The 20,398-nt window shown below is 50.8% G+C and carries 17 protein-coding genes; 6 read left to right on the forward strand and 11 right to left on the reverse strand.

The features are described 5' to 3' along the window. Positions 1-21 precede the first annotated feature (21 nt). The 5 genes from AB1656_22360 to AB1656_22380 all read right to left on the reverse strand — a co-directional run bounded on the left by AB1656_22360 (position 22) and on the right by AB1656_22380 (position 6,908). Positions 22-1,644 (reverse strand): terminase family protein, encoded by a 1,623-nt coding sequence (locus tag AB1656_22360; protein MEW6238142.1) that lies wholly within the window; start codon positions 1,642-1,644, stop codon positions 22-24. A gap of 487 nt (positions 1,645-2,131) precedes the next feature. Next, positions 2,132-3,379: a Gfo/Idh/MocA family oxidoreductase gene (locus tag AB1656_22365; protein ID MEW6238143.1), complete on the reverse strand. Its 1,248-nt coding sequence runs from the start codon at positions 3,377-3,379 to the stop codon at positions 2,132-2,134. Positions 3,380-3,541: 162 nt separating this feature from the next. Next, complete coding sequence (locus tag AB1656_22370; protein ID MEW6238144.1) at positions 3,542-4,612, reverse strand: mannonate dehydratase; 1,071 nt, start codon at positions 4,610-4,612, stop codon at positions 3,542-3,544. 20 nt (positions 4,613-4,632) lie between these two features. Then, entirely contained in the window at positions 4,633-5,385 is a 753-nt protein-coding gene (locus AB1656_22375) for an SDR family NAD(P)-dependent oxidoreductase (GenBank protein ID MEW6238145.1), read from the reverse strand. 371 nt (positions 5,386-5,756) lie between these two features. Further along, a complete protein-coding gene (locus AB1656_22380; protein ID MEW6238146.1) occupies positions 5,757-6,908 on the reverse strand; it encodes a GntR family transcriptional regulator in 1,152 nt (383 codons plus the stop codon). 736 nt (positions 6,909-7,644) lie between these two features. Between AB1656_22380 and AB1656_22385 the strand changes: the two genes are divergently transcribed. From AB1656_22385 to AB1656_22395, 3 genes are all read left to right on the forward strand, one after another. Beyond that, positions 7,645-9,450, forward strand: a complete 1,806-nt coding sequence (locus AB1656_22385) for a hypothetical protein (GenBank protein MEW6238147.1) — start codon at positions 7,645-7,647, stop codon at positions 9,448-9,450. Positions 9,451-9,845: 395 nt separating this feature from the next. Next, positions 9,846-10,499 (forward strand): prepilin-type N-terminal cleavage/methylation domain-containing protein, encoded by a 654-nt coding sequence (locus AB1656_22390; protein ID MEW6238148.1) that lies wholly within the window; start codon positions 9,846-9,848, stop codon positions 10,497-10,499. A 47-nt stretch (positions 10,500-10,546) separates the two neighbouring features. Next, on the forward strand, positions 10,547-12,025 hold the full coding sequence (locus AB1656_22395) for a hypothetical protein (protein ID MEW6238149.1): 1,479 nt from the start codon (positions 10,547-10,549) through the stop codon (positions 12,023-12,025). A 48-nt stretch (positions 12,026-12,073) separates the two neighbouring features. On the opposite strand, the gene AB1656_22400 is transcribed toward AB1656_22395, so the two are convergent. From AB1656_22400 to AB1656_22410, 3 genes are all read right to left on the reverse strand, one after another. Next, entirely contained in the window at positions 12,074-12,346 is a 273-nt protein-coding gene (locus AB1656_22400; protein MEW6238150.1) for a hypothetical protein, read from the reverse strand. 61 nt (positions 12,347-12,407) lie between these two features. Beyond that, on the reverse strand, positions 12,408-12,587 hold the full coding sequence (locus tag AB1656_22405) for a hypothetical protein (GenBank protein MEW6238151.1): 180 nt from the start codon (positions 12,585-12,587) through the stop codon (positions 12,408-12,410). A 13-nt stretch (positions 12,588-12,600) separates the two neighbouring features. Continuing rightward, on the reverse strand, positions 12,601-13,839 hold the full coding sequence (locus AB1656_22410) for an XRE family transcriptional regulator (protein ID MEW6238152.1): 1,239 nt from the start codon (positions 13,837-13,839) through the stop codon (positions 12,601-12,603). A 264-nt stretch (positions 13,840-14,103) separates the two neighbouring features. Between AB1656_22410 and AB1656_22415 the strand changes: the two genes are divergently transcribed. Next, positions 14,104-14,277: a hypothetical protein gene (locus AB1656_22415; protein ID MEW6238153.1), complete on the forward strand. Its 174-nt coding sequence runs from the start codon at positions 14,104-14,106 to the stop codon at positions 14,275-14,277. 168 nt (positions 14,278-14,445) lie between these two features. On the opposite strand, the gene AB1656_22420 is transcribed toward AB1656_22415, so the two are convergent. Next, positions 14,446-15,006 carry a hypothetical protein gene (locus tag AB1656_22420; protein ID MEW6238154.1) on the reverse strand — a complete coding sequence of 187 codons (561 nt, stop codon included), beginning with the start codon at positions 15,004-15,006 and terminating at the stop codon, positions 14,446-14,448. 289 nt (positions 15,007-15,295) lie between these two features. Then, on the reverse strand, positions 15,296-15,859 hold the full coding sequence (locus AB1656_22425) for a prepilin-type N-terminal cleavage/methylation domain-containing protein (protein MEW6238155.1): 564 nt from the start codon (positions 15,857-15,859) through the stop codon (positions 15,296-15,298). Between the two features lie 164 nt (positions 15,860-16,023). Between AB1656_22425 and AB1656_22430 the strand changes: the two genes are divergently transcribed. Next, the gene (locus AB1656_22430; GenBank protein ID MEW6238156.1) at positions 16,024-17,382 is read left to right on the forward strand and encodes a VCBS repeat-containing protein; all 1,359 of its coding nucleotides are present in this window, start codon (positions 16,024-16,026) and stop codon (positions 17,380-17,382) included. Between the two features lie 34 nt (positions 17,383-17,416). Here AB1656_22430 and AB1656_22435 read toward each other — a convergent pair whose 3' ends face one another. Then, a complete protein-coding gene (locus tag AB1656_22435; GenBank protein ID MEW6238157.1) occupies positions 17,417-17,800 on the reverse strand; it encodes an STAS domain-containing protein in 384 nt (127 codons plus the stop codon). Positions 17,801-18,635: 835 nt separating this feature from the next. Between AB1656_22435 and AB1656_22440 the strand changes: the two genes are divergently transcribed. Then, positions 18,636-20,213 carry a hypothetical protein gene (locus AB1656_22440; GenBank protein MEW6238158.1) on the forward strand — a complete coding sequence of 526 codons (1,578 nt, stop codon included), beginning with the start codon at positions 18,636-18,638 and terminating at the stop codon, positions 20,211-20,213. The last annotated feature ends 185 nt before the right edge of the window (positions 20,214-20,398 follow it).

A 20,398-nucleotide genomic window follows, 5' to 3' on the forward strand; every position in this document is an offset into this window, starting at 1 on the left:
CTGAAGTTCTGCCCATGGATTTTACCTTTTTTCGATAAAATCGATCATGGGTTTTAGGGGGGGCGCGGTTTCGAGGGGCGGCGTTTCGAGGGCGCCGTAGACGGCCCAGGCGGCGGCGTAGACGCAGTCGTCATGCGCCTTGCCGGAAGCGGGATGGCCGAAGGAGATGCGTCCGTTGGATTCGCGGCGGTATTCGAAGGCTTGCAATTCGCCGAAAAATTCCGGCGGCAGATCATTGGAGAGTTCGAGCAATCCCTGCTTGAGCAGACGGTGCATTTCGTGGAAGGCTGTCTGTTGCAGGCTGGAAGTGGGAGCGACGAGCATCGTTTCTACACCCAGCGCCTGGCAATGTTCCGCCAAGGCGCGGCCTTGGAATTGCTCGATGACGGCGGCGGCGACGCCATACTTTTCGATCAGGCGCGCAGCCTCTTGGCGGATTTCGGCGTCGGAAGCCTGCTGCAGGATGGAGAGATCGATGAGGCGATAATGGTCTTCCCCGGCGCCGCCGTTTTCCACCCGCCACTTGGCGGCGACGGCCAAAGCGTTGCGGTCGTGGGCGCAGCTGTAGGAGAGGGCTAAATCCGCGCCCAGAACGCAGACGGCGTCGTCCGGCAAAGCGGAGGCTTCGACGCAGTTGGGATCGATGAGGCCGGAAAAGAGGCCGTAGGCGCCGTCCACCCATTCGCCGAGCACTTCCGCCCGGAATTCCAAATCGTTTTTCGTGCGGCGCAAGCGCTCGATTTCCTGCGGCGTGATGGAGGGATTGGCGGAGCTGGGGCATTGGAAAACGGCGATGCCGGCGCCGGGATCGTTCGCTTTTTGGATGTATTCGTAAACCCAAGAGCCGATAGTGCTGGGCGAAGAAACAATGTAAATGCGCCCCGTTTCGCGCGGGGTGGTAATCAAGGCGTATTCGACGGCTTTGCGAATTTCATCGCCTTGCTCCATAAAACAGGCTTCGTCCAAGATGACGGTCATGCCGTTGCACTGGCCGAAGGTTTTGGGATGATAGCCGCGAATGGTGTCGGGATTGGCGGGCAGCAGTTTGATGACGGAGCCGTTTTGAAACGTTACTTGTTCGTTGGAGATGGATTGGACGTACTCGAAGAGGGGCGACTCGCGGATGAGATCGAGCAGCCGGGCGCCGAAGTCGGAACTCATGCGCTGGCCGGAGGAGACGGCCAGGACGATGTGATGCTCCTGGATGAGGGCATTGTGCAGCGCCTTGACCCGCGCCGCCGCCGATTTGCCCGCGCCGCGTCCGGCGATGAGAAGGTTCATGCGTTTTTGGGAAAGGCATAATTGCTTTTGATGTTCGAGCAATTCCATGCCCAACGCTTCTTTGGCGAAGACGGAGATATCGTCTTTCCAGGGAGGAGGAAGAGGAATTTTGCGATCTTCGGCGGGCGAATTTAATTTATCTTTTTTGGCGGAGGCGTTTTTTTTTATACATTTCTTGATGGAGAAATACAAACGGAGGTGACTTTGGTAGAGTTTGTGCAGGGATTGGATTTTGCCGTCGAGGATGTCATCCGCCGACATGAGTTTTTCGGCGATATTTTGAATAATCGATTCCAATACCTTCAATTGAGCAGCGAGGAAATTCGGTTTCTTGGCGGGGGCTTGGCAGTCGTTCGTTAGCATGATTATCCTTGCACGCGCCGGGAAGGCGCGGGACGATAGCGATGGATGACAACTCTACAAATAAAAAGGGAAGCGGCAATTGGGAGGGGATAACGGAATGATGAATTATGAATTTTGAATTTTGAATTTTGAATTTTGAATTTCGTTCGCTTTTAAATCGCGAAACCGCGAAAATATTTGAATTTCACGAAATTTTCGAATCACGGATTTCACGGATGATTTTGGATTTCACGGAGAAAAACTTTCCCAAGCGCAATCCTATTTATCGCCTTTTTTCGCGTCATTCTTTTTTCTTTCGCGTTTTCGCGATTCAAAAACGCAACCAAATTTGAATTCTCAAGGAAGTTTTTGAATCCTTTGTTCAAATTACAGGTTAAGACGCAAGTTAATGGATTTTCCATATAAAAAGACAATCCGGCTAGGTTCTCTAAAGGAGAGTCCTGGCCGGATTTTTTTTGTTGAAAATCAAATGGCGGATAGTCGAATTTTATAACTTCGGGAAGCCCCAAGGTTCGCGGCGGGGACGGTCGATGTACGTATTGGCGTCGTCGTCTCCGATGAAATTTTCGTTTTTGGGGTCCCATTTCAGTTTGCGCCGCGTCCAACGGGCGATGTTGATGAGATGGCAAACCGAAGTAGAACGGTGGCCGATTTCCACATCGGCGATGGGCAGTTGGCGGCTGCGTATGCAATCGAGCCAGTTCTGCTGATGATAGAGGCTAACGGGCAATTTGATTTCCGCATCGGCGATGGGTTCTTTGGCGATCTCTTCGGGATCGGCTTTGTATTTTCCGCGATCGACCAGAATAGAACCTTTGTCGCCGACGAAGAGTCCGCCGCCTTCGGGGCCTTTGCCGTCCGTGATGACTTCAACGCCGTTTTCGTAGCGCAGATGGACGAAGAGGTCTAATTTCAGCGAATTGACTTCCGCCCAGATTTCCGTGGGGCCGCTTTCGTCCATGCCCAATCCCCATTGGATGATGTCAATGCCGTGCGCTCCCCAGCCGGTTACTTCGCCGCCGGAATAGGGCATGATGGAAATCCAGCCGGGCTGGGCGCGGGGAGTGAAGATGTCTTTGTGATAGGCGCGCGGCGCCGTCTGCCCCAGCCACATATCCCAATCCAAGCCGTCGGGAACGGGCTGCGCCGGGAACGGCTGATCCCAAGGGCTGGGATAGTTGGCGGCATGGACGGTATGAATTTTTCCCGCCCGTTGGTTGCGCGCCAGTTCGCAGCCGATGCGGCATTCCTTCATGGAGCGCTGCTGGCTGCCGCATTGCACGATGCGCTGATATTTGCGCGCCGCTTTGACCATCTCGCGGCCTTCGCGGATGGTCAGGGTCATGGGTTTTTCCACGTAAACGTCTTTACCCGCCATGCAGGCGTGAATGGCGTTCAAGGCGTGCCAGTGATCGGGCGTGGCGATGACGACGGCGTCCACCTCTTTGGATTCCAGCAATTTGCGGTAATCCTGATAAGTCTTCCAATTCTTGCCGCTCGCCGCTTGTTCCATGCGGGGCTTGTACAAATCGCTGATGGCTACGATTTGCGAGCCTTTGGATCCCCGAAAGTCTCCCATCAACTGTTGGCCGCGGCGTCCCACGCCGATCCAGCCAAGGCTGATCGCGTCGTTGGGACCGGCGAGAACGCGGGAGGGCAGGATCATGGGCGCGGCGATGGCGGCGGCGCCCGCCAAGTTAAACGTGCGGCGAGTCATTGATTTGGCGTTGTTCATGCGAATCTCCTTTTTGTATGTTATTTTCCGGCTTGAGCATTATAAATCGTTTAAAAGTAGTTATGGGCGGAAAAAACCTTGCCCTAGTTATTCCGGAAAAATCAAAGGCAGGCTTCGCCTTGCCTTTGCCACCCGGCCACCAGTCCAAAAATATTTGCGCGTTTAAGCGAATTCTTTTTCGATGAGCGTCAGGGCGGCGCGCATATAGCCGATGGCGTAGGCCATTCCGGCGTGCCAGGGCGCATTGCAGGTCATTTGCGGCGTATGATCGGGGATCAAAACGCCGTTGTAGCCGTTTCGGCGCAGGATGCGCAAGGCCTCGATCATGTCGAGGTCGCCTTCGTCGATAAACACTTCATGGTAGCGCGGCGCTTTGCCTTTGACGTTGCGGAAATGAACGTAGGCGATGGCGTTTTGCCGACTGTAGCGATCGATCGCTTCGTAGATATCGCCCTCGGTCATTTCCTGCAGCGAGCCTAAGCAGAATTCCAAGGCGTTGCTCGGGCTGGGAACTATATCCAACAATTTTTGATAAAGATGAGGTTGATTGACCAACCGAGCCGTTCCCCGCAGGGAAGAAACGGGCGGATCGTCGGGATGCGCCGCCAGCATTACGCCCGCTGCTTCCGCTACGGGCGTTATCTCTTTCAGGAAAGCTTCCAGCCTTTGCCATAACTGTTCGGCGGATACGGTTCCAATCGTCCCCGGTTCTGCTTGGGGATCATAAACCATGTTCCACACATGGCCTTTGGGAATGGGCGTTTCCGGCGGACCGTCCGGTCCCAGAAAAGCCACGGATTCGGCGCCGCCGCGGGCGAAGGGGCCGGTTACGTGCCCCCAGACCCCGGCGATGCTGAAGTTGTAGCCCATAATCGGGATTCCCACTTTTCCGATTCGTCGAATCAGGGTCTTCAAGTTTTCCATTTGCTCCTGCTTGCGGGGACCGTCCAGCAAGACATCATACCAGTGGGAGGGATCGAAGTTCTCGATCGCTTCCAGTTCCAATCCTTCTTCGTTGATGGACTTTTTTAAATCCTGAAGTTCTTCTTCCGTCCATAATCTATTTTGATTCGCCGTGATTCCCCAGTTGCGGGTTTCGTCGGTTCCATGCAGCAATTCATGATGAAAATAATCTACTAAATGAGCGACGATATGCGTGCATCCCGCTTGCCGGGCGAAGTGGAAATTGTCCTTCGTCAACATTTGGCGGTACAAACCCAAACCGATTTTCATTCCTTCGCATCCTTCCTGAATTAAAAACCGATGCTAGTTCCGCCGTCTACGGGCAGCACGATTCCCGTAACGTACTTAGCGGCGGGAGAGCATAGATAAAGCGCGGCGAAGCCAATATCCTCCGGCAATCCCCGGCGTCCCATCGGGGTGCGATCCATCGCTTTGCGAAGGCGTTGGGGATCGTCGTCGAAGGCGCGGCGGGAGATTTCGGTTTCGATGAAGCCGGGGGCGATGGCGTTGACGCGCACGCCGCGGGGAGAGAATTCCACCGCCAGCGAGCGCACAAGTCCCATGATCGCCGATTTGGCCGCGGAATAAGCGGCGACTTGAGGAATTCCGAACAACGACGCCATCGAAGCGATGAAGAGGATCGAACCTTTGCCGCGTTCCAGCATTCCGACGGCGGCGGCTTGCGTCAGGGCGAAGGCGCCTTTGACGTGCGTATCGGTGACGCTGGCGAATTCCGCCGGGGAAATTTCTAACGCGGGTTTCTTGAAGTGATTGCCCGCGTTGTTGATGAGGATGGTCGGCGCTCCGATTCGCGCGGAGAGATCGGCGATGAGCGCGTGGGCGTCGCCAGCGGCCACGTCGAATGTTGCGCTATAGGCTTTTTCTCCTATCTCGCGCGCCGCCTCGCGCAAGACGGATTCGCGGCGTCCCGCAAGAATCACTTGCGCCCCCGCTTGCGCCAAGCATTTGGCCATCGCCAGGCCGAGGCCGGTTCCTCCGCCAGTGATCAAGGCGATTTCGCCGTCGACTCGAAACGGATCCATGCTTACGCCTTTCGACGAAAGAGAATTCATTGAATATTAATTATGAGCCTCTTGCAAAACTATATTATTCCTCCCCCAAGCTTGGGGGAGGTTAGGAGGGAGTTGAGATAAGTCTAAGAAAATCAACCCCCCTCTAACTCCCCCCAAGCTTGGGGGGAGAATTGAAAAGAAAATTATACCATTTTTGCAAGAACCTCTTATGAATCGTGTTACTATTTAGCCGTATGAAGAGAAGAAATACGAATTTATTATTTCGCCCTTTCAGGGTTTAAGGTTTTGGTTAATCCTGTTCCCAGGCCGTTGGCCTGGGCTATCATATTTCGCCCTTTCAGGGCTTAAAAACAAGGATTTCTCTTCAATCGGGTAAACTGTTACCGAATCGCCAAGGCTCTTTCTGATTCTTTCGTTGTTTTCAATGTTCGGGGCGCCTTGGCAGTGGATTGGCGGGGCATCAATTTGACTCCCAGCCACACCGTTTCCTGTACGCGCTTGGGATTTTGGATGCGTTGAAGCAGCAGCTGCACGGCGCGCGCGCCCATTTCTTGTTTTTCGATATGGACCGTGGTCAAGGTCGGGCGGCAATGTTCGGCGCCGGGGATATTGTTGATGCCGCAGACGCTGACATCTTTGGGCACGTGGAATCCCAGGTCTTGCAACTCGTTCATTGCGCCGATGGCGATCATATCGTTTCCCGCCGCGACGACGCTGAAGGGAAGCGAGCGATCCAAGGCTTCGCGGATCATGGCGCGTCCGGATTGGGAATCTTTGCCGCTTTTGAGGATATGGACGCTGCGTCCGTACTTATCGACGAAAATCTCTACGAAGCCCGCCAATCGGTCTTCGTAAGCGACGTTTTCCGGCTCTCCGCTGAGATAGAGACAATAGCGATGGTCGAGTTCGACGAGATGGCGTCCTAAGATTTTGCCGATTTCCTTTTGATCGTAGCTGACGGCGTCGTAAGGATAGTCGGGAGAGCAATAGTTAAGAAGAACGCAGGGAATGCGGATTTTACGGAGATAATCCAAAAAGGCGGGCGGCATTTGTCCCGCGACGATCAATCCCGTCAGTTTATTCAAGAAGGAATAACGCTTGGAATAGCTGTCGGCGCCGTCGAGGTTTTCCCCTTTGACGAAAGCTAGATGAAGGCCGTGTTTTTGGGCTTCCTGCGTGACGCCTAAGAGAATGTGAGAGTAAAACGGATCTTCTTCGATGTAGCGATGGGGCCGCAGGGCGAAGCCGATGGAGGTTTGAACATGGCTTAACGGCTCTTTGGCGACGACGAATGTTCCCCGTCCCCGTTCGGCGACGACGAGTCCCTGTTTGCTCAAGGCTTCCATCGCCCGGCGCACCGTCATGCGGCTGAGGCCGGAGATATCGCAAATTTCGTTTTCCGGCGGGAGGGATTCGCCGATCTGAATAAAGTCGCTGCGGATAAAATCCTTAATCTGCCCGCACAATTGTTGGTAGACGGGAATGGACGAACCGCGGTCGATCGTAATTTTGAATTGAGAGATATCCTTCAAGGTTCCCGCGTCTCCATGCGCACAACCTGATCCACAGAAAGCAATCAATAGCGAAAAATTTCTCTTTTTTTGGCATATTACCATAGACATTTAGGAAAGTAAATCGTTTCGCTCTATAAAAAGAATCGATAGGTTTTATGAGGGCGATTTAATATAAGATATTTATAATCAATAAGTTATAATAATACATATTAAATTTTACAAAAGAAAAATTTCCGCTTGACATTGTTTTTTTTGCATGGTAATCTGATTTCGATAGGTATTTGTCTATACATGTTGATATGGATTTTTCTGGCAAGAATCCTCGGCGGCAACGATGAATGGTTCACGCTTGGTTGAATCCGCCGTTGGAGATTGCATCGATTGATGGCTTGAAAGGGGACAATTTGCTTCTGAAGTCCCCGCTATCCTCATATGAGTTATAAATTAATCGATATTCAATTGCCTTTTGTTCAAGGAGATAGAAACGATATGGATGAAAGGGGGTGGTGCTTCGAACACTAATCAAACGGCGGAAGGACCAAAAGAGGGCGCGGAGAATAAGGATGCGGCGCCTTCTAGTAGTCTGTTTCAATTGATTTTAATAGTTGCTTTCTTAAGAAAGCGCCCTCACCCTAACCCTCTCCCAGAGGGCGAGGGAACAATTTCAAAAGAAACAAAGCACTAGTTGCAGGAAGAGGGCATCCGGGATAGCCAATTTTACTGAGCCATTTTAATGAAGAGGAGGAATAGATATATGCGAGTTTCCAAATTTTTCGGATTAGGATTGATCGTCCTGTTGCTTGCTTCGAGCGCAGGAGCGCAGGATATCACGTTTTACTTTTCCGCCGGTGATTTCAGCGGTCAGCCCGACCGATTCGGCAATACGTTCGTCGTCGGCCCCGCTTCCGCCATCGATCCCCGGCCCTTCGGTAACGAAGCGTTGGCCGACGTGTATTTCGACGAGGACAATTTGTGGTTGATCTATAAAGTGGAAGGAAACACTCTTCTCGTTTCCCATGCGCCGGGGTACTGGGAAGACGCGCCGGAAATTTACATGGAAATCACGGCGGCGATGGCAGGGAAATACGAAGTGATCTTCAATTTTTTGGATTCCAATACCGCGGCGGGAGAAGGCCCCATCCAAGCGGCATTGGGAGACGCTCCCTTGCAGCTTTACGACGGCAATAACACTACCCGCGCCACAGGCGGAACATCGCCCGGTTATCCTACTGTTGGCGGCGCGACATCGGGAAGCATGTTCTGGTATTCCGTTTCCTTGGGTGAAGTGACCGTCGATGCGGGCGGCAAGATCAAAGTGCGCGTGGACGATTGCCCCGGCGACAAGTTCAATCTCACATCGTCCTTTGATGTGACTTCCACTTTTCAAGGCGTTACTCTGCGCGTCATCGAATTGGGCGGGACGCTGTCCGAGGTGCAAGTCAGCCCCGGCGCTCACGAATGGACTACCGATATCAGCGGCAACAAGTTCCGCACCTGGCCTCAGGACGAAGCGGCTTACACCGTTCAGGAAGATTGGCTAACGATCACCACTCGCGTAGATGGAAACGGGATGTGGAACAAACGGGAAAAACTTGGTCCGTACGGCCCCATTCTGGAATCCTTCCCCGTCAACAATAACGACGCCATGCCTCTGCGCACCTCCGTCGTGTTCGTCAAGGGCGGGAATTATGAAGTCTATCTCAACATTGGAGATACCGGGCAGGCCAATTTCGACGAAAACGTTACGAATTCCTGTTATCTGTATTTCGCTCCCGAAGGGCAAGAGTTGAAACTCTATCATCCCAACGAAGGCGAATTCAAAGGCACGCCGGGATATAACAATTATGAAATCGCGATGGGCGAAATTTCGGTGCAGGACGGCGAGCAGACAAATTTCCTCATCGACGACACTTTCGGCGTGGCGGGTTCCACCCGATCCGTTTATCTCGGCATGAGATTCGTTTTGAAAGCGGAAGTGGTTCTGAAGGAAATTCAAATCAGTCCCGGCCCGCATGAGATGTTTACCGATATGGGCGGCAATCAATATTACACCTGGCCTCAAGATGCGGCGGCTTATCCCGCATTGGAGGATTGGCTGACGATCGCCGCGCGCGTCGATGGAAACGGAAAATGGAATCAGCGCGATAAACTCGGTCCCTACGGCCCCATTTTGGAATCCTTCCCCGGCAGCAATAACGACGCCATGCCTTTGCGCACGACCGTGATTTTTGCGCGAGGCGGAACGTATGACGCCTTCCTGAGCGTGGGCGACACGGGCCAAGCCAATTTCGACGAAAACGTTACGAATTCCTGTTTCCTGTATTTCGCTCCCGAAGGCCAGGAATTGAAACTCTATCATCCCAACGACGGCGAATTCAAAGGCACGCCCGGCTACAACCATTATGAAATGGCGCTGGGCGCCATCACCGTCGCGAACGGCGAACAGAAAAACTTTATCATCGACGATACTTTTGGCGTCGCGGGTTCCACTCGATCCGTCTATCTGGGCATGAGATTCGTGGTCAACGAAACCGCTGTGGAGTTTTGGCCTTTGTATTAAGAATAATGAGTGATGAATGACGGCTAGCAGCGCTTTGCGTGGAGCTAGCTTGGCGCGAGAAAAAGTAGGGTGGGTTGCGTTTTTTACCCCATCTCAATGGAAGAGATGAAAGAATCGATGGGTCAAACGGCGCGACCCATCCTACGAATAATGTCAGAATCAGGATATCCAGGATGAAAGCATGACCAAGATTTTTTCTTCTATCATCCCGAAAATCTTTGCCATCCCGATTCAGGCTATTGATGGATCAAACGGCGCGACCCATCCTACGAATAATGTTTGTCATAGTGGTTGACGCCTGTGTTACCCATATTGGAGGGGGTTTTCTTTTGGTGGGGCTCGCTTCGCTCGACCTACCCTACGGTCTTTTTCATCGTACAGGATGAGGTGAAGTCATGAAAAGGAAACGCGCTTTTACTCTCATCGAATTACTGATCGTCGTCGCCATTATCGGCATTCTTGCGGCCATTGCCGTACCGAATTTTCTCAACGCGCAAACCCGCGCCAAAATCGCCCGGGGCATGGCGGATATGAAAAACCTGGGGACGGCGATCGAACAATTCCGTCTTGATCGCAATATGCTGCTGGTGGATTTTTGGGATGACGACACGGAATTGGGCATCGAAAGAATGAAAAAATTCGGCATTGAACCTTATAACAACGGTCCCGACCGCACCATGATCCAAATCTTTGCGCCGCTCACGACGCCCATATCCTATATGGCGGGACTTCCCAGCGACCCCTTTAACGAAAAGACGTCGGCGAAAGATTCCGAACAGTACATCAAATACGCCAATAGTACTTATATTTACGGCGATAACGAATCCGCTTTCAGTTTCATTGGCGAAAACCATGGACTGAGCGGCTTAACCGCCGCAGGCAGCAGGGAAACAGGCCAGCGTCCGCTGCAAAAAGACGAATGGGCGCTGATGGGCATTGGACCGGACGGATTATGGCAAAGCACGATGCGGGGGATGCCCTATGAAACATCGAATGGATTGAACAGCCTGGGGGATATCGTCGTCCGCCAAGGCGGCGGGGAGCGATAGAAGCGGGGGGCCATTCGGAAAAGCGAAACGAGGAAGGAGCCGATAGCATGGATAAGCTGCATTCGCATGAAGAAGTTTTCTGTTCTTGCTGCCGCCGGGAATTTTTAGGCGCGGCGAGTTTGGCCGTGGGAAGCATGGCGTTGAATTTTTCGCGCTCCGCTTGGGCGGGCGCCGGAGAAGCGCCGCAAAAAGGAACGGCTGCCGTAATGGGCGCTTTTCTTTATCCCCCTTCCGATACGTTGCGGGTGAAAGGCGGATGGTGGAGCTGGCCGGGCAATGATTTCGACGCGGAAGGGCGGCAAAAGAAGTACATGAGCCGCATCCAAGAGATCGAAAAGAAACTGGGGATGCGAATCGAGATGGAAGAGAAGCCGATCGCTTCCCAAGAGGATGCGGATCGTTTCATCGGCAAAGCCAAAAAGAGCCAGCCGGACGCCATTCTGCTCATCCCCTTTATGAACACCTCTTTCGCACATATCGATCGGATACTCAAAGAGGTTGCCCCAAAAGCTTCCAATGAGGGAGCCGTTGCGGAACCGGGCATCCCAGCCGTTATCTTCTCTTGCCTGGGCGTGAAGCATGGGCCGATTACGCAATATCAAAAACCCGGCGTTCATATCATTCAGTCGCTGGACAATCTGGACGCTGTGGAATACGCCATGAAGATGATCAATGCGCGGCGCAAGATGAAAGAGAGCCGCATTATCAGCGTGGCGGGCAAAGAAGAGGGGAAAGAGGCCGTGGTTCCGTTTTGGGGAACGACGGTTCGCACCGTCTCCCTCGCTCGTTTCGAAGAGGAGGTCAACAAAACGGAGATCGACGGCGCCGTAAAAAAACTGGCCGCCGCTTTCAAACGCAACGCCAAGAAAATCCTGGAACCGGCCGAGCCGGAAATATTGCAAGCCGCCCGAGTCCATTTCGCCAACAAGCGCATCCTGGAAACGGAGGGGGGCGACGCTATGATGATGGATTGCCTGCGCCGGGGCGAGCTGATGCCGTGCATGAGTTTCATGACGCTGCGGGACGAAGGCATCGCCGCCGGATGCGAAAACGATCTTGGTCCGACGTTGACCTTGATGTTGATTCAGCATCTCTTTGACCGTTCCGGCTTTCAGCACAATCCCTCGTTCGAGACGGAATCCAACCACTATTTCGCTTCCCATTGCACCAGCGCTTCCAAACTGTTCGGCGCAGACAAGCCGCAACAGCCTTATCTTCTGCGCAACTACGGCCATACCAACGATCCCACCTGCGCGCCGCAGGTTTTATGGCGCGAGGGAGAAGCGGTTACGATGGCCCACATTATTCCAGCCGAGAAGCCGCAGATGCTGATTTATTCCGGGAAGGTAGTGAAGTCCTACGATATGCCTCCTGTGGGAGGTTGCCGCACCAATGTGGAGATTACGATTAACGAGTTGGACGACGCCTGCCAAGTCAAAGGGCATCACAACGTTTTGTTTTATGGCGATTATGCGAAGCGCATGCGGCAATTCGCGCAGTTGTATGGGATTGCGGCGATGGCGTAAACCTAAAGGAGAAGGGTGGGCTATTCGCTTAAAGCCCACCCGGCATAACTATACTAAGTCTTTAAAGCTGTTAATTTTCAACGTAAATCGGTGTTGCGTTTCCCAGATATTTTTGATTCGATCGGCCTCATCGATATCCAGAATGCCATGCCGAATTAAAGAAACCATCAACGTTTGCGTATCGAGCAAACTGAGTTTGGGAAACATCTTGCGGGCTATACGCCTGGCGGTTTTATCGTCCATCGCCACGGAACCATTTCTTGCAACCGCCGCAGCGATAGCGGCGGATTCGCCTTTTCCCAGACGTTTTCCCAAAATCAAGTTTGAGAACGTTACTATTTCTTTTTCATCATTGATGGAAATTACTGACAGGATTTTTTTCTTAATGGCTTTTTTTTAGAATCGAAAACTGTTGGGCGTATCGTTTTGTAATCTCCTGTTCGACATGATCCGTGATGAAGAAGGAGAAGCCGGAATGGTTTTCCAAAAGATCGGCGCGGTCAATTCGTAAAAAATTAATCAACACGCTTGTATCGAGATAGACGGATTCTTTGCCGGTCAACGCGAATCCTCGTTCAATGGATAGATTCGGCAAATTGCCTAAACGATTCAATGTCCGGGATGTCCAGCAAATCCACTATGTCGTTAAAACGCCCTTGAGAAATTTCCCCTAGGCGCAAGGCTTCCAAAGCCAAATAGGCGATTTCTTGATCGAGGCAACGGTCACACGTATTATCCTCCGATTCCTTTTTCCAAGCCCCTAAATATAACTTCCCGATATTTTCTTGCTCAAGCAAGTCTTTACACTCTGCTTGGTTGATAAATCGCAGACTCTTCAGGCGATAAGTAGCGGCTTGATAACTCACGCCAAAATGGTTCGCCACTTCCGCAGCGTCCTGACAGGTGATTATTTGCGAGCCGGATGGGGCGCGGCGGGGAACCTGAATAAGAGGAGCATTGCTTTTTTCAAGGGCGAGATCGTATACGGGAACCATATCGCGGGTTGGGTTGCCTTTGCCCACCGACGCAATAAAGGCGGTTACGCCGTTTTCGGGTAAGAGAAAAGCGGCGGCAAAGGCGTTCGCTCTCACTTCGGCTAATTCATTGCGATTATCGGTTTTCGTAACTTTGATGGATTCGCTCCTATCCAATAATGCATGAGCGTATTCATGAGCGTATGAAAAACGCTTTCGGTTTCGGGGTTCATCGATGTTGACCAGAATGGACATGCCCAACGAAGGGTGATTAAGGAACAAGCCGGAAACGCCGTTGGGCAGACTGGTTCCAGACGCCCATATTCCTTGGCTGCAAATCAATCCAGCCATATCTGGAATAGGGGAGTACCCCAGATCAAGGCGTTTTCGTTCTTGTTCTGCAATACGATTTCCTTGTTCAATGGCTTCTCCTACGTTTCGCGGCGCAAGTTCTTTATAAGCGGGGGGACCAGTACGCGCCTGGCGGTTGAGCAAGATTTCCAGGTCAGTTCCTTCACGACATATGTGGATACAGCGCGTTACTTGGTTTTTCATACGTTCATCGGCTTCAACTCCTGGCGCCATTCGGTAAAGGGCTACAAGAATATCGTCCTCTGCGCCGATAGGGTTATCCTCCGCAAGAAAATCCGTAATTGGACGGTCATAAAGGTTGGCTAATTCAGATAATTCCAGCGTTGAAGTAGACCGATTTCCGGCCTCAATTTGAACGATAGCCGTTCGAGGGACGCCGATGCGTTCAGCGGCGTTTTCCTGGGTGATGCGCGCATTTTCACGGGCTAAACGAAGTCTTTTTCCGATTAAGGCGAGCGTGAGCGGCATGAAAGAAACCTCCTCTATTAAAGAGGGGGGCGACGCAAAACGCCGGGATTAAAAAGAGATTATCTTTCGATCATCCATAACAATCCCCTCCTATAAAATCACTTAAATTATAGTATATCGTAAAAGAACATATTCGGCAATCCGATCCATATAATTTATAATATAAAATTTTTTGGATGAAATATCCATTGACGTTTGAATAAAGAACGCTATCATAAAAAGAATAAAGATTTGAGGCAAATACAAAAAAATGGAGGTTAAGCGATGGCAACGAATAAACCGAATGGCGATGGACATCGAAAAGGAGCTGTTAAAGATCGTTCGCAAACGCATAATCCTCAAAACGACCGGTGGGTAAAGCGCGATGCAAAAACAGGACAATTCATCGACCAGAAAGCAGACAACAAACCATTCAAGGGAGTCACGAAGGAGAAATAGCGATAGATGAACCTTTTGCAAAAGGCAACCGGCTTGGCGGGGGAGATTATTCTTCCTTCACCAAGCCGGTTTTTTTTAGGCGGGTATTAGTAGTTATGTTTCCCTCACCCTAACCCTCTCCCGGAAGACGTGGGAAATTAGGCGCGATGGGTTTCGTTGGCATCGGCGTCACTTGATTTCGAGATTCTTTTTGAGTTCTTCGATAATTTTGGGAAGTTGGGCTTGGATATGTTTATCCAGTTCCGCTTGCTTAATGACGGTGGCGGCGATTTGGCTGGCGGCTTTTACGATTCCGATGGGCAAGCAGACTTTAATCTTGTTTCCATTTTTTCCTTCGTCGACTTGGATGCGCAAGAATTCCAAATCTTTGCGGGTTTCATCCGTCGCTTTTTCTAGACGCAGGCTGATGTTTTCATCGCCTTCGATCTTGACGATGTCTTCGCCTTCCATTTTGCGCAGTTCTTCCAGAAAGGCGGTTAGATCCAAACCGATTTCTTTCTTGACGGCGTCCAAGGTTTCTTTAGCGAAGATGTCGATGGAGGTATAGAAGATGGAGAAGGGGAGACTGATTTTGACCGATTCGCCGTCTTTTTCTTCGATGTTCAGTTTGAACAGCAGATCTTCTTTGGGGGTTTCGGCGTAGGCGGGAAAGACTAAGGCGGCGAACACTAAGGCGAGTCCTGCGGTTATGGAGGCGTTTTTCTTGGAAAATAAACGAATGCGCGACATGGTAATGGCTCCTCTCGAATTTGGAATTGGAATGGGAAGGCGGCGTTTTCGATCGCTCTGAGTATAGATACGAGAAGACCGGGAAAATAATTCAAAAAAAAATGGAGGGACTTTGGGAGATTTGTCGCTCTGTCGCTTTATCTCTTGATTACAGTATCGCCTTTGGCGGGCTACGATTCGCTTTTAGCCCACCCTACATTCTCTGGGGGACTGGGGGACTTGGGGACTGGAAGACTTAGAAATATTGGTGGAGTTCGCTTTGCTTGATCCATCTTATGAATCTACATCGTTATTTTCCGTGTTTTTGAATGAAACCCCGGCTGTTGAGTCCGTTGGTGGGATTGTAATCGTAGAAAAGAATTCCGCTGTTGTTGACCGTATCGTAAGGAAATTCTTTGATATTAGGCCCCAGCGTCGTAATCATCCACTCCGCCGTCTCCTTGTTAGCGATATTGTTCCAGTAAAAAACTCTTTCCACCTTCACGCCGCCGCCGAAATCCTGAACGAAATATTCGTACCCGTAATACCAATAGCCGTGATAATCGGAAAAGGGGCTGCGAGCGGCTCCCGCGCCGATATAAGATACCGGCGTCGTCAATTGCGTCAGCAGCGTAACATGCGTCGGCTTCAACAGGATCGTGGAACCGCTTCCGGTTTGGAGAGGAGGCAGGGAGTTGTTGTCCACCCGGTACATCATCAGCGCGTTGGAGACGGCGAGAATATCCGCTTGGCTGCGCGCAATCTTGGATCGGATCATGGCGTTGAGAAAATTGGGAACGACGATCATGACCAGAATGCCAATGATGGCGACGACGACCAACAATTCGATTAACGTAAACCCTCTCGCATTCATCGCGCTCTTCCCATCTTCGCGGGATCGATTTTCAGACTATAGTTTATCATGAAATATATATTTACTATTTATTATGACAATTTATGACAAAACGGCTACATTGAAGATAGCCATTTTCCATTAAAGTATAAAATAAACTTTCCATCATCTTGGGAGGGATGACGATGAATTTGATTGGCATATCCAGAATGACGTTTGCATGGTGCTGCTTGTGGTTCGCTCTATCGCCCGTTTCGGGACAGGCCGCTCTCAATATCAATTTCGGGCAGATATTCGGCGCGGGTCTGCGCGCCAGCACGATCGCGGCTGGCGATCTGAACGGCGACGGCGCCTTGGACCTCGCCATCGCCAATATTTACGGCAACTCCATCACCATTGCCTACAATAACGGGAGCGCGCGTTTCGCGAAGTTGGAAGAGATTCCGCTTGCCGGCGGCGTACAACATCCCGTAGCTGTAGCCGCGGGAGATTTGAACGGCGACGGACTCGTCGATCTCGCCGCGGTCCAGGTGCAATATATCGACAATACCATCACGCCCTTGCGCGACTCCGGAGTCGTATTCTTCTTCAACCAGGGCGATGGAACCTTCAGCCAAAGCGTTATGGACGTTCGCGGCGTTCCATCTTCCGCGCTCATCGCCGATATCAATAGCGATGGGCAAAACGACGTCATCGTGGGCAATAATGGAGAGACGTCGTTCGATTTCGTGGGAACGGGCGATATCGTTCAATTCGATGCGGGCGTCGACCTTTTTCTCAATCAAGGAAACAATACTTTTGCAGCGTCCCAATCTCTAGACGCCGACGGCAGCGTCGTCGACGTCGCTGTTCTCGATTACAACCATGACGGGATGATGGACGTGGTCGGAATCAACCAGGGAACGCCCTCCATCGATCCGATTCAATTGATCCTAACGGTTTCCAATCCCGGCATCACGCTCTTTCCCGGAACCGCCGCCGGCGTAAAGACATTGGGAACTACCGGCGTGAAATATATGCCCTGGTCGATGGGATTCGGCGATTTCGACAAGGATGGAAACGCCGATCTGGCCATCACTCTGGTCGGAAAATCCGATCCTACCAATTTTCTTTCATTCTTAGGTCAAGACGCTTCCGTTGAACTCTACCGAAATACCGGCTCCGGTTATGCGTGGTGGAAAAGCGTTCCCATGCCCGGCGTCGCTTACAGCGTCCAAGTTCACGACTACGACCTTGACGGCGATGACGATTTGGCGGTTACCGTACAAGAGATCATTGTTCGCGTCGACGGCAACGAGTTGGTTCCCAGCCTGCGATTATTCGAAAACGACGGCCAAGGCGGATTTACTGAAACCGGATCTTTGTCCCTGCAAGAAGAACCGCGCTACGCCTGCCAGGGCGATTTCGATAACGACGGTGACGCCGACCTCGCCGTGTTGTGTTCCATCCAGGATTCCTCAGGAATCCAAAACGCCGTTTACGGCCAAGCCTATGTGTTTATCAACGACGCTCTAACCGGCGTAGTGGAATGGGAATTGTATTAATGGGCGGCAAGGGAATGGAAATGCGAAGCATGGCTCAAGTTAGCGAAGATTCGTCTTGCAGCGCCGAAACCGCTTCCTCTTCGCTATTGTAAATAATGGCCAAGTGTTCGAAACTGACGGTATCCAAGACCTTTTTCAAGTGCGGATTGAGCTCGCAAAGAGCCAAACCTCCGTTGCGGGATTTGGTCAATTGCGAAATTTCGATCAAGGATTGAATGCCTAAGCTGCCGATATAATCGACCTTGGAAAAATTGAGCACGATTTTCGACGAGTCGTTTTGGATAAGATTCTTCATATAAATTAAAAAATTGCTCAGGGAGTCGAGGGTGATCTCTCCTTCCGGCACGATGACGAGAACGCCGCTTTTTTTTCGTTTGTAGATTTTCATTTTATCGATTAGAAATAAACGATAACTCATGAAAAAGCATCGTTTTATTCTGTTTATTCTTTTCAAGAGACGCAGGTAGAGCGTATTTCTTTTTTCTAGGGTCCAGCATAAACGCCATAAAATCGATGCTGGATAGTCATAGTGAAAGAGTATGGCAAAAATTTACTGTTTTTTGAAGCTTTATTTTTGATTTTTTTTACTTTCTTACCGCATATGAGATTAAACGTTTTCTTGAAGTGAGTTATATTATTAACTCATGTTACGCGCAATGGGTAATTAAAGGAATCTCTTACTCTCGTCGTTTGAATCACGAAAACGCGAAAGGAAAAGGAAAAACACGAAAAAGGAAAAGAATGACATTCGACGCAAGGAATCGCGTTGCGTTGGATCGGCGGCTCCAACCTGCGGGCGAGACGCCCGCGCTCCCAAATTGCGAGACGCCAGCGCTCCCAAATTGCTAACATGATTTATTAATTATGATGCGTCATTTCATCTAATCGCTCTTTGCGAAGGCGATGGGTTTAAAGTCTAATCTTATCCGCCATCGTTTAAACCTCTCCCAATTCCTCGACGTTTTAATCGCGCTTTGTTCTCTCCATCGTTCCTGCCGCAGGGAAAAATAGGACTTTCCGCGCTATCGCGAATATTGATTTTACAAAATTTATAAATAAAATACTTTGCAAATATTCTTATTTCTTGGTATAATATATATAGAGGTTTTTGCTGGCATAGATGATAAGTTCTAAAGTCATTGATTATATTAAACATAACAAAGGAGTAATTATCTGCTATGGCCAAGACGAAAAACGGTCTGATCTTGAATTATCCTTTAACATTTGGCATGGAAATATCGAGATGGAGTTCCATGAAACCATTTTTCCGGGACGCTATGGGCGCCCTTTTCGAAAAAAAAATTGAACTATACAAACAATCGAAAAAAGAAGCGGCGTCCTATTTCAAGGATAATCCGATAAAAACGCCTTATCCCGTCGTCATGGACGACGATGCCAAAGCCCTGATGGATACGGTGCTTGATGTTGAGAACGAATGGATAGCCGTCAATCCCCAAGGAGAAGAGACCTATCGCCGCATTGGCCGCCATATTCGGGAATATCTGGCGGATTATCTGCTCAAAGCGCATCAGCATTTCTTGGATGAGATTTTACTATCTGACGGCAAGAAAGCCAACGATGTACTCGAATACTTAGGCGTAAAAGAACACTTTCCCAATGCGGAATCGCATAAACGTTTTAACAGTAAGTTATTGATTTATAAAAAGTTAGGTGCATTCGTGCATCCGCCCGAATTGAGTCTTTCCATGGTAAAAGTAAGCAACCGCGCCGGGGCCAGAGCGCAACGCGGCAATTTGTGGCCTTCCGACCGGCGGGAGAAATACGAGTTTCTGGAGAATTTGTCGGATGCGGGCAAGGTTTGCCCGCCCTTTACGGAAATAGACCTGGAATTTCTCGTAAGCCAATCGAGCATGGAAATGCTGAAGAACAAGACGGAACTGCTGCTGAATGAATTGCGCTATGTAGAGCCGAACCGGCTCAAGGCCAATTACTCCCGCCTGAAAGACCATCTCCAACGCAGCAAGCAGAGACAATCCGATTACGAACGGCGCCGGGAATTGCTGATGAAATTGGGAGCCTCGCCGCAGCAGGTGGATTATATTTCCGCCCGAGCCACCTTTCAAACCATGAAAAATCTCTTGAAACTGGCTAACGGCAAATTGGCGATTTCCGATTTGATGGGGGGGAAAAGAACCATCCGCAAACTGCTGCGCAAAAGCGGCAGGGCGCAAAGCAAAGCGGAATCCGCCATCTGCAATTACCTGGTGAAATCCGAGGGGGTCACCCGCGCCGCCGCCGAATCGTACGCCCGCACCCGCAAGAATCATTCTCTCAAGCATTTGCAGCAGACGGTGGAATTTTTAAAGGACAATTACCGCCGTTTGTACCGCGCTCATTGGGGATTCAACATCCGTCCCAATGTTCTGCGGCGGGCCTTGGAGTTGGGCTTGTCCCGGCAAAAATTGAGCAAGCGCGCCATTACCAAAAGAGATTTTCTCAATGATTTACGGCGAGCCCTGGCGCTGGAAGAAGCCCTCGTCATCAAGGAACAAGACCGTCTGACGCCGGATGCGAGACGGCAGGCTTTAGCGCCGTTGAAAGAGGTGCTCGATTACGAAACCGACACGGATACGCGCAAGCAACTGTATTTCATCTACGAGCAATTCTGCCGGTTGGGTTTGTGCATTCCCAAAGACAAACTGAAGCAACTATGCTTGCGAAATTCGACGCTGTTTCCGTCTCCGAGAAAAGTTCAGGACGCCTTGGAAATACTTAACGGCGCCTATCGCGCCATCGGCCAACATGGCGAAACGGTATGCGTTTTGCCGGATTATCTGCATATCGCCAACCGGGAATCCAATATGCGGTAGATCATCCTAAAAACAGTGATTAGTGACAAGTGACGAGCCGCCACACCGAGGAAAGGCTCTCGGCGATAGTAGGAAGAAAAGCCCTGCCGCCCCGCCGTTGAAACGGCGGGCTATTATCGTTTGCCCCTTTAAAGGGGCATTTAAAGTAGCCTTTCAAGGCTGGGATGGCGGTTTGTCCTTACTAC

The organism is Candidatus Omnitrophota bacterium (genome assembly GCA_040755155.1).
Lineage (GTDB): Bacteria > Hinthialibacterota > Hinthialibacteria > Hinthialibacterales > Hinthialibacteraceae > JBFMBP01.

What these genes read in the sequence shown, in the direction of transcription:
- AB1656_22395 (MEW6238149.1), top strand. Translation starts at nt 10,547, where the DNA reads ATGGATAAGCTGCATTCGCATGAAGAAGTTTTCTGTTCTTGCTGCCGC.
- AB1656_22385 (MEW6238147.1), top strand. Translation starts at nt 7,645, where the DNA reads ATGCGAGTTTCCAAATTTTTCGGATTAGGATTGATCGTCCTGTTGCTT.
- AB1656_22430 (MEW6238156.1), top strand. Translation starts at nt 16,024, where the DNA reads ATGAATTTGATTGGCATATCCAGAATGACGTTTGCATGGTGCTGCTTG.
- AB1656_22415 (MEW6238153.1), top strand. Translation starts at nt 14,104, where the DNA reads ATGGCAACGAATAAACCGAATGGCGATGGACATCGAAAAGGAGCTGTT.
- AB1656_22410 (MEW6238152.1), bottom strand. Translation starts at nt 13,839, where the DNA reads ATGCCGCTCACGCTCGCCTTAATCGGAAAAAGACTTCGTTTAGCCCGT.
- AB1656_22420 (MEW6238154.1), bottom strand. Translation starts at nt 15,006, where the DNA reads ATGTCGCGCATTCGTTTATTTTCCAAGAAAAACGCCTCCATAACCGCA.
- AB1656_22435 (MEW6238157.1), bottom strand. Translation starts at nt 17,800, where the DNA reads ATGAGTTATCGTTTATTTCTAATCGATAAAATGAAAATCTACAAACGA.
- AB1656_22425 (MEW6238155.1), bottom strand. Translation starts at nt 15,859, where the DNA reads ATGAATGCGAGAGGGTTTACGTTAATCGAATTGTTGGTCGTCGTCGCC.
- AB1656_22440 (MEW6238158.1), top strand. Translation starts at nt 18,636, where the DNA reads ATGAAACCATTTTTCCGGGACGCTATGGGCGCCCTTTTCGAAAAAAAA.
- AB1656_22390 (MEW6238148.1), top strand. Translation starts at nt 9,846, where the DNA reads ATGAAAAGGAAACGCGCTTTTACTCTCATCGAATTACTGATCGTCGTC.
- AB1656_22370 (MEW6238144.1), bottom strand. Translation starts at nt 4,612, where the DNA reads ATGAAAATCGGTTTGGGTTTGTACCGCCAAATGTTGACGAAGGACAAT.
- AB1656_22375 (MEW6238145.1), bottom strand. Translation starts at nt 5,385, where the DNA reads ATGGATCCGTTTCGAGTCGACGGCGAAATCGCCTTGATCACTGGCGGA.
- AB1656_22360 (MEW6238142.1), bottom strand. Translation starts at nt 1,644, where the DNA reads ATGCTAACGAACGACTGCCAAGCCCCCGCCAAGAAACCGAATTTCCTC.
- AB1656_22365 (MEW6238143.1), bottom strand. Translation starts at nt 3,379, where the DNA reads ATGAACAACGCCAAATCAATGACTCGCCGCACGTTTAACTTGGCGGGC.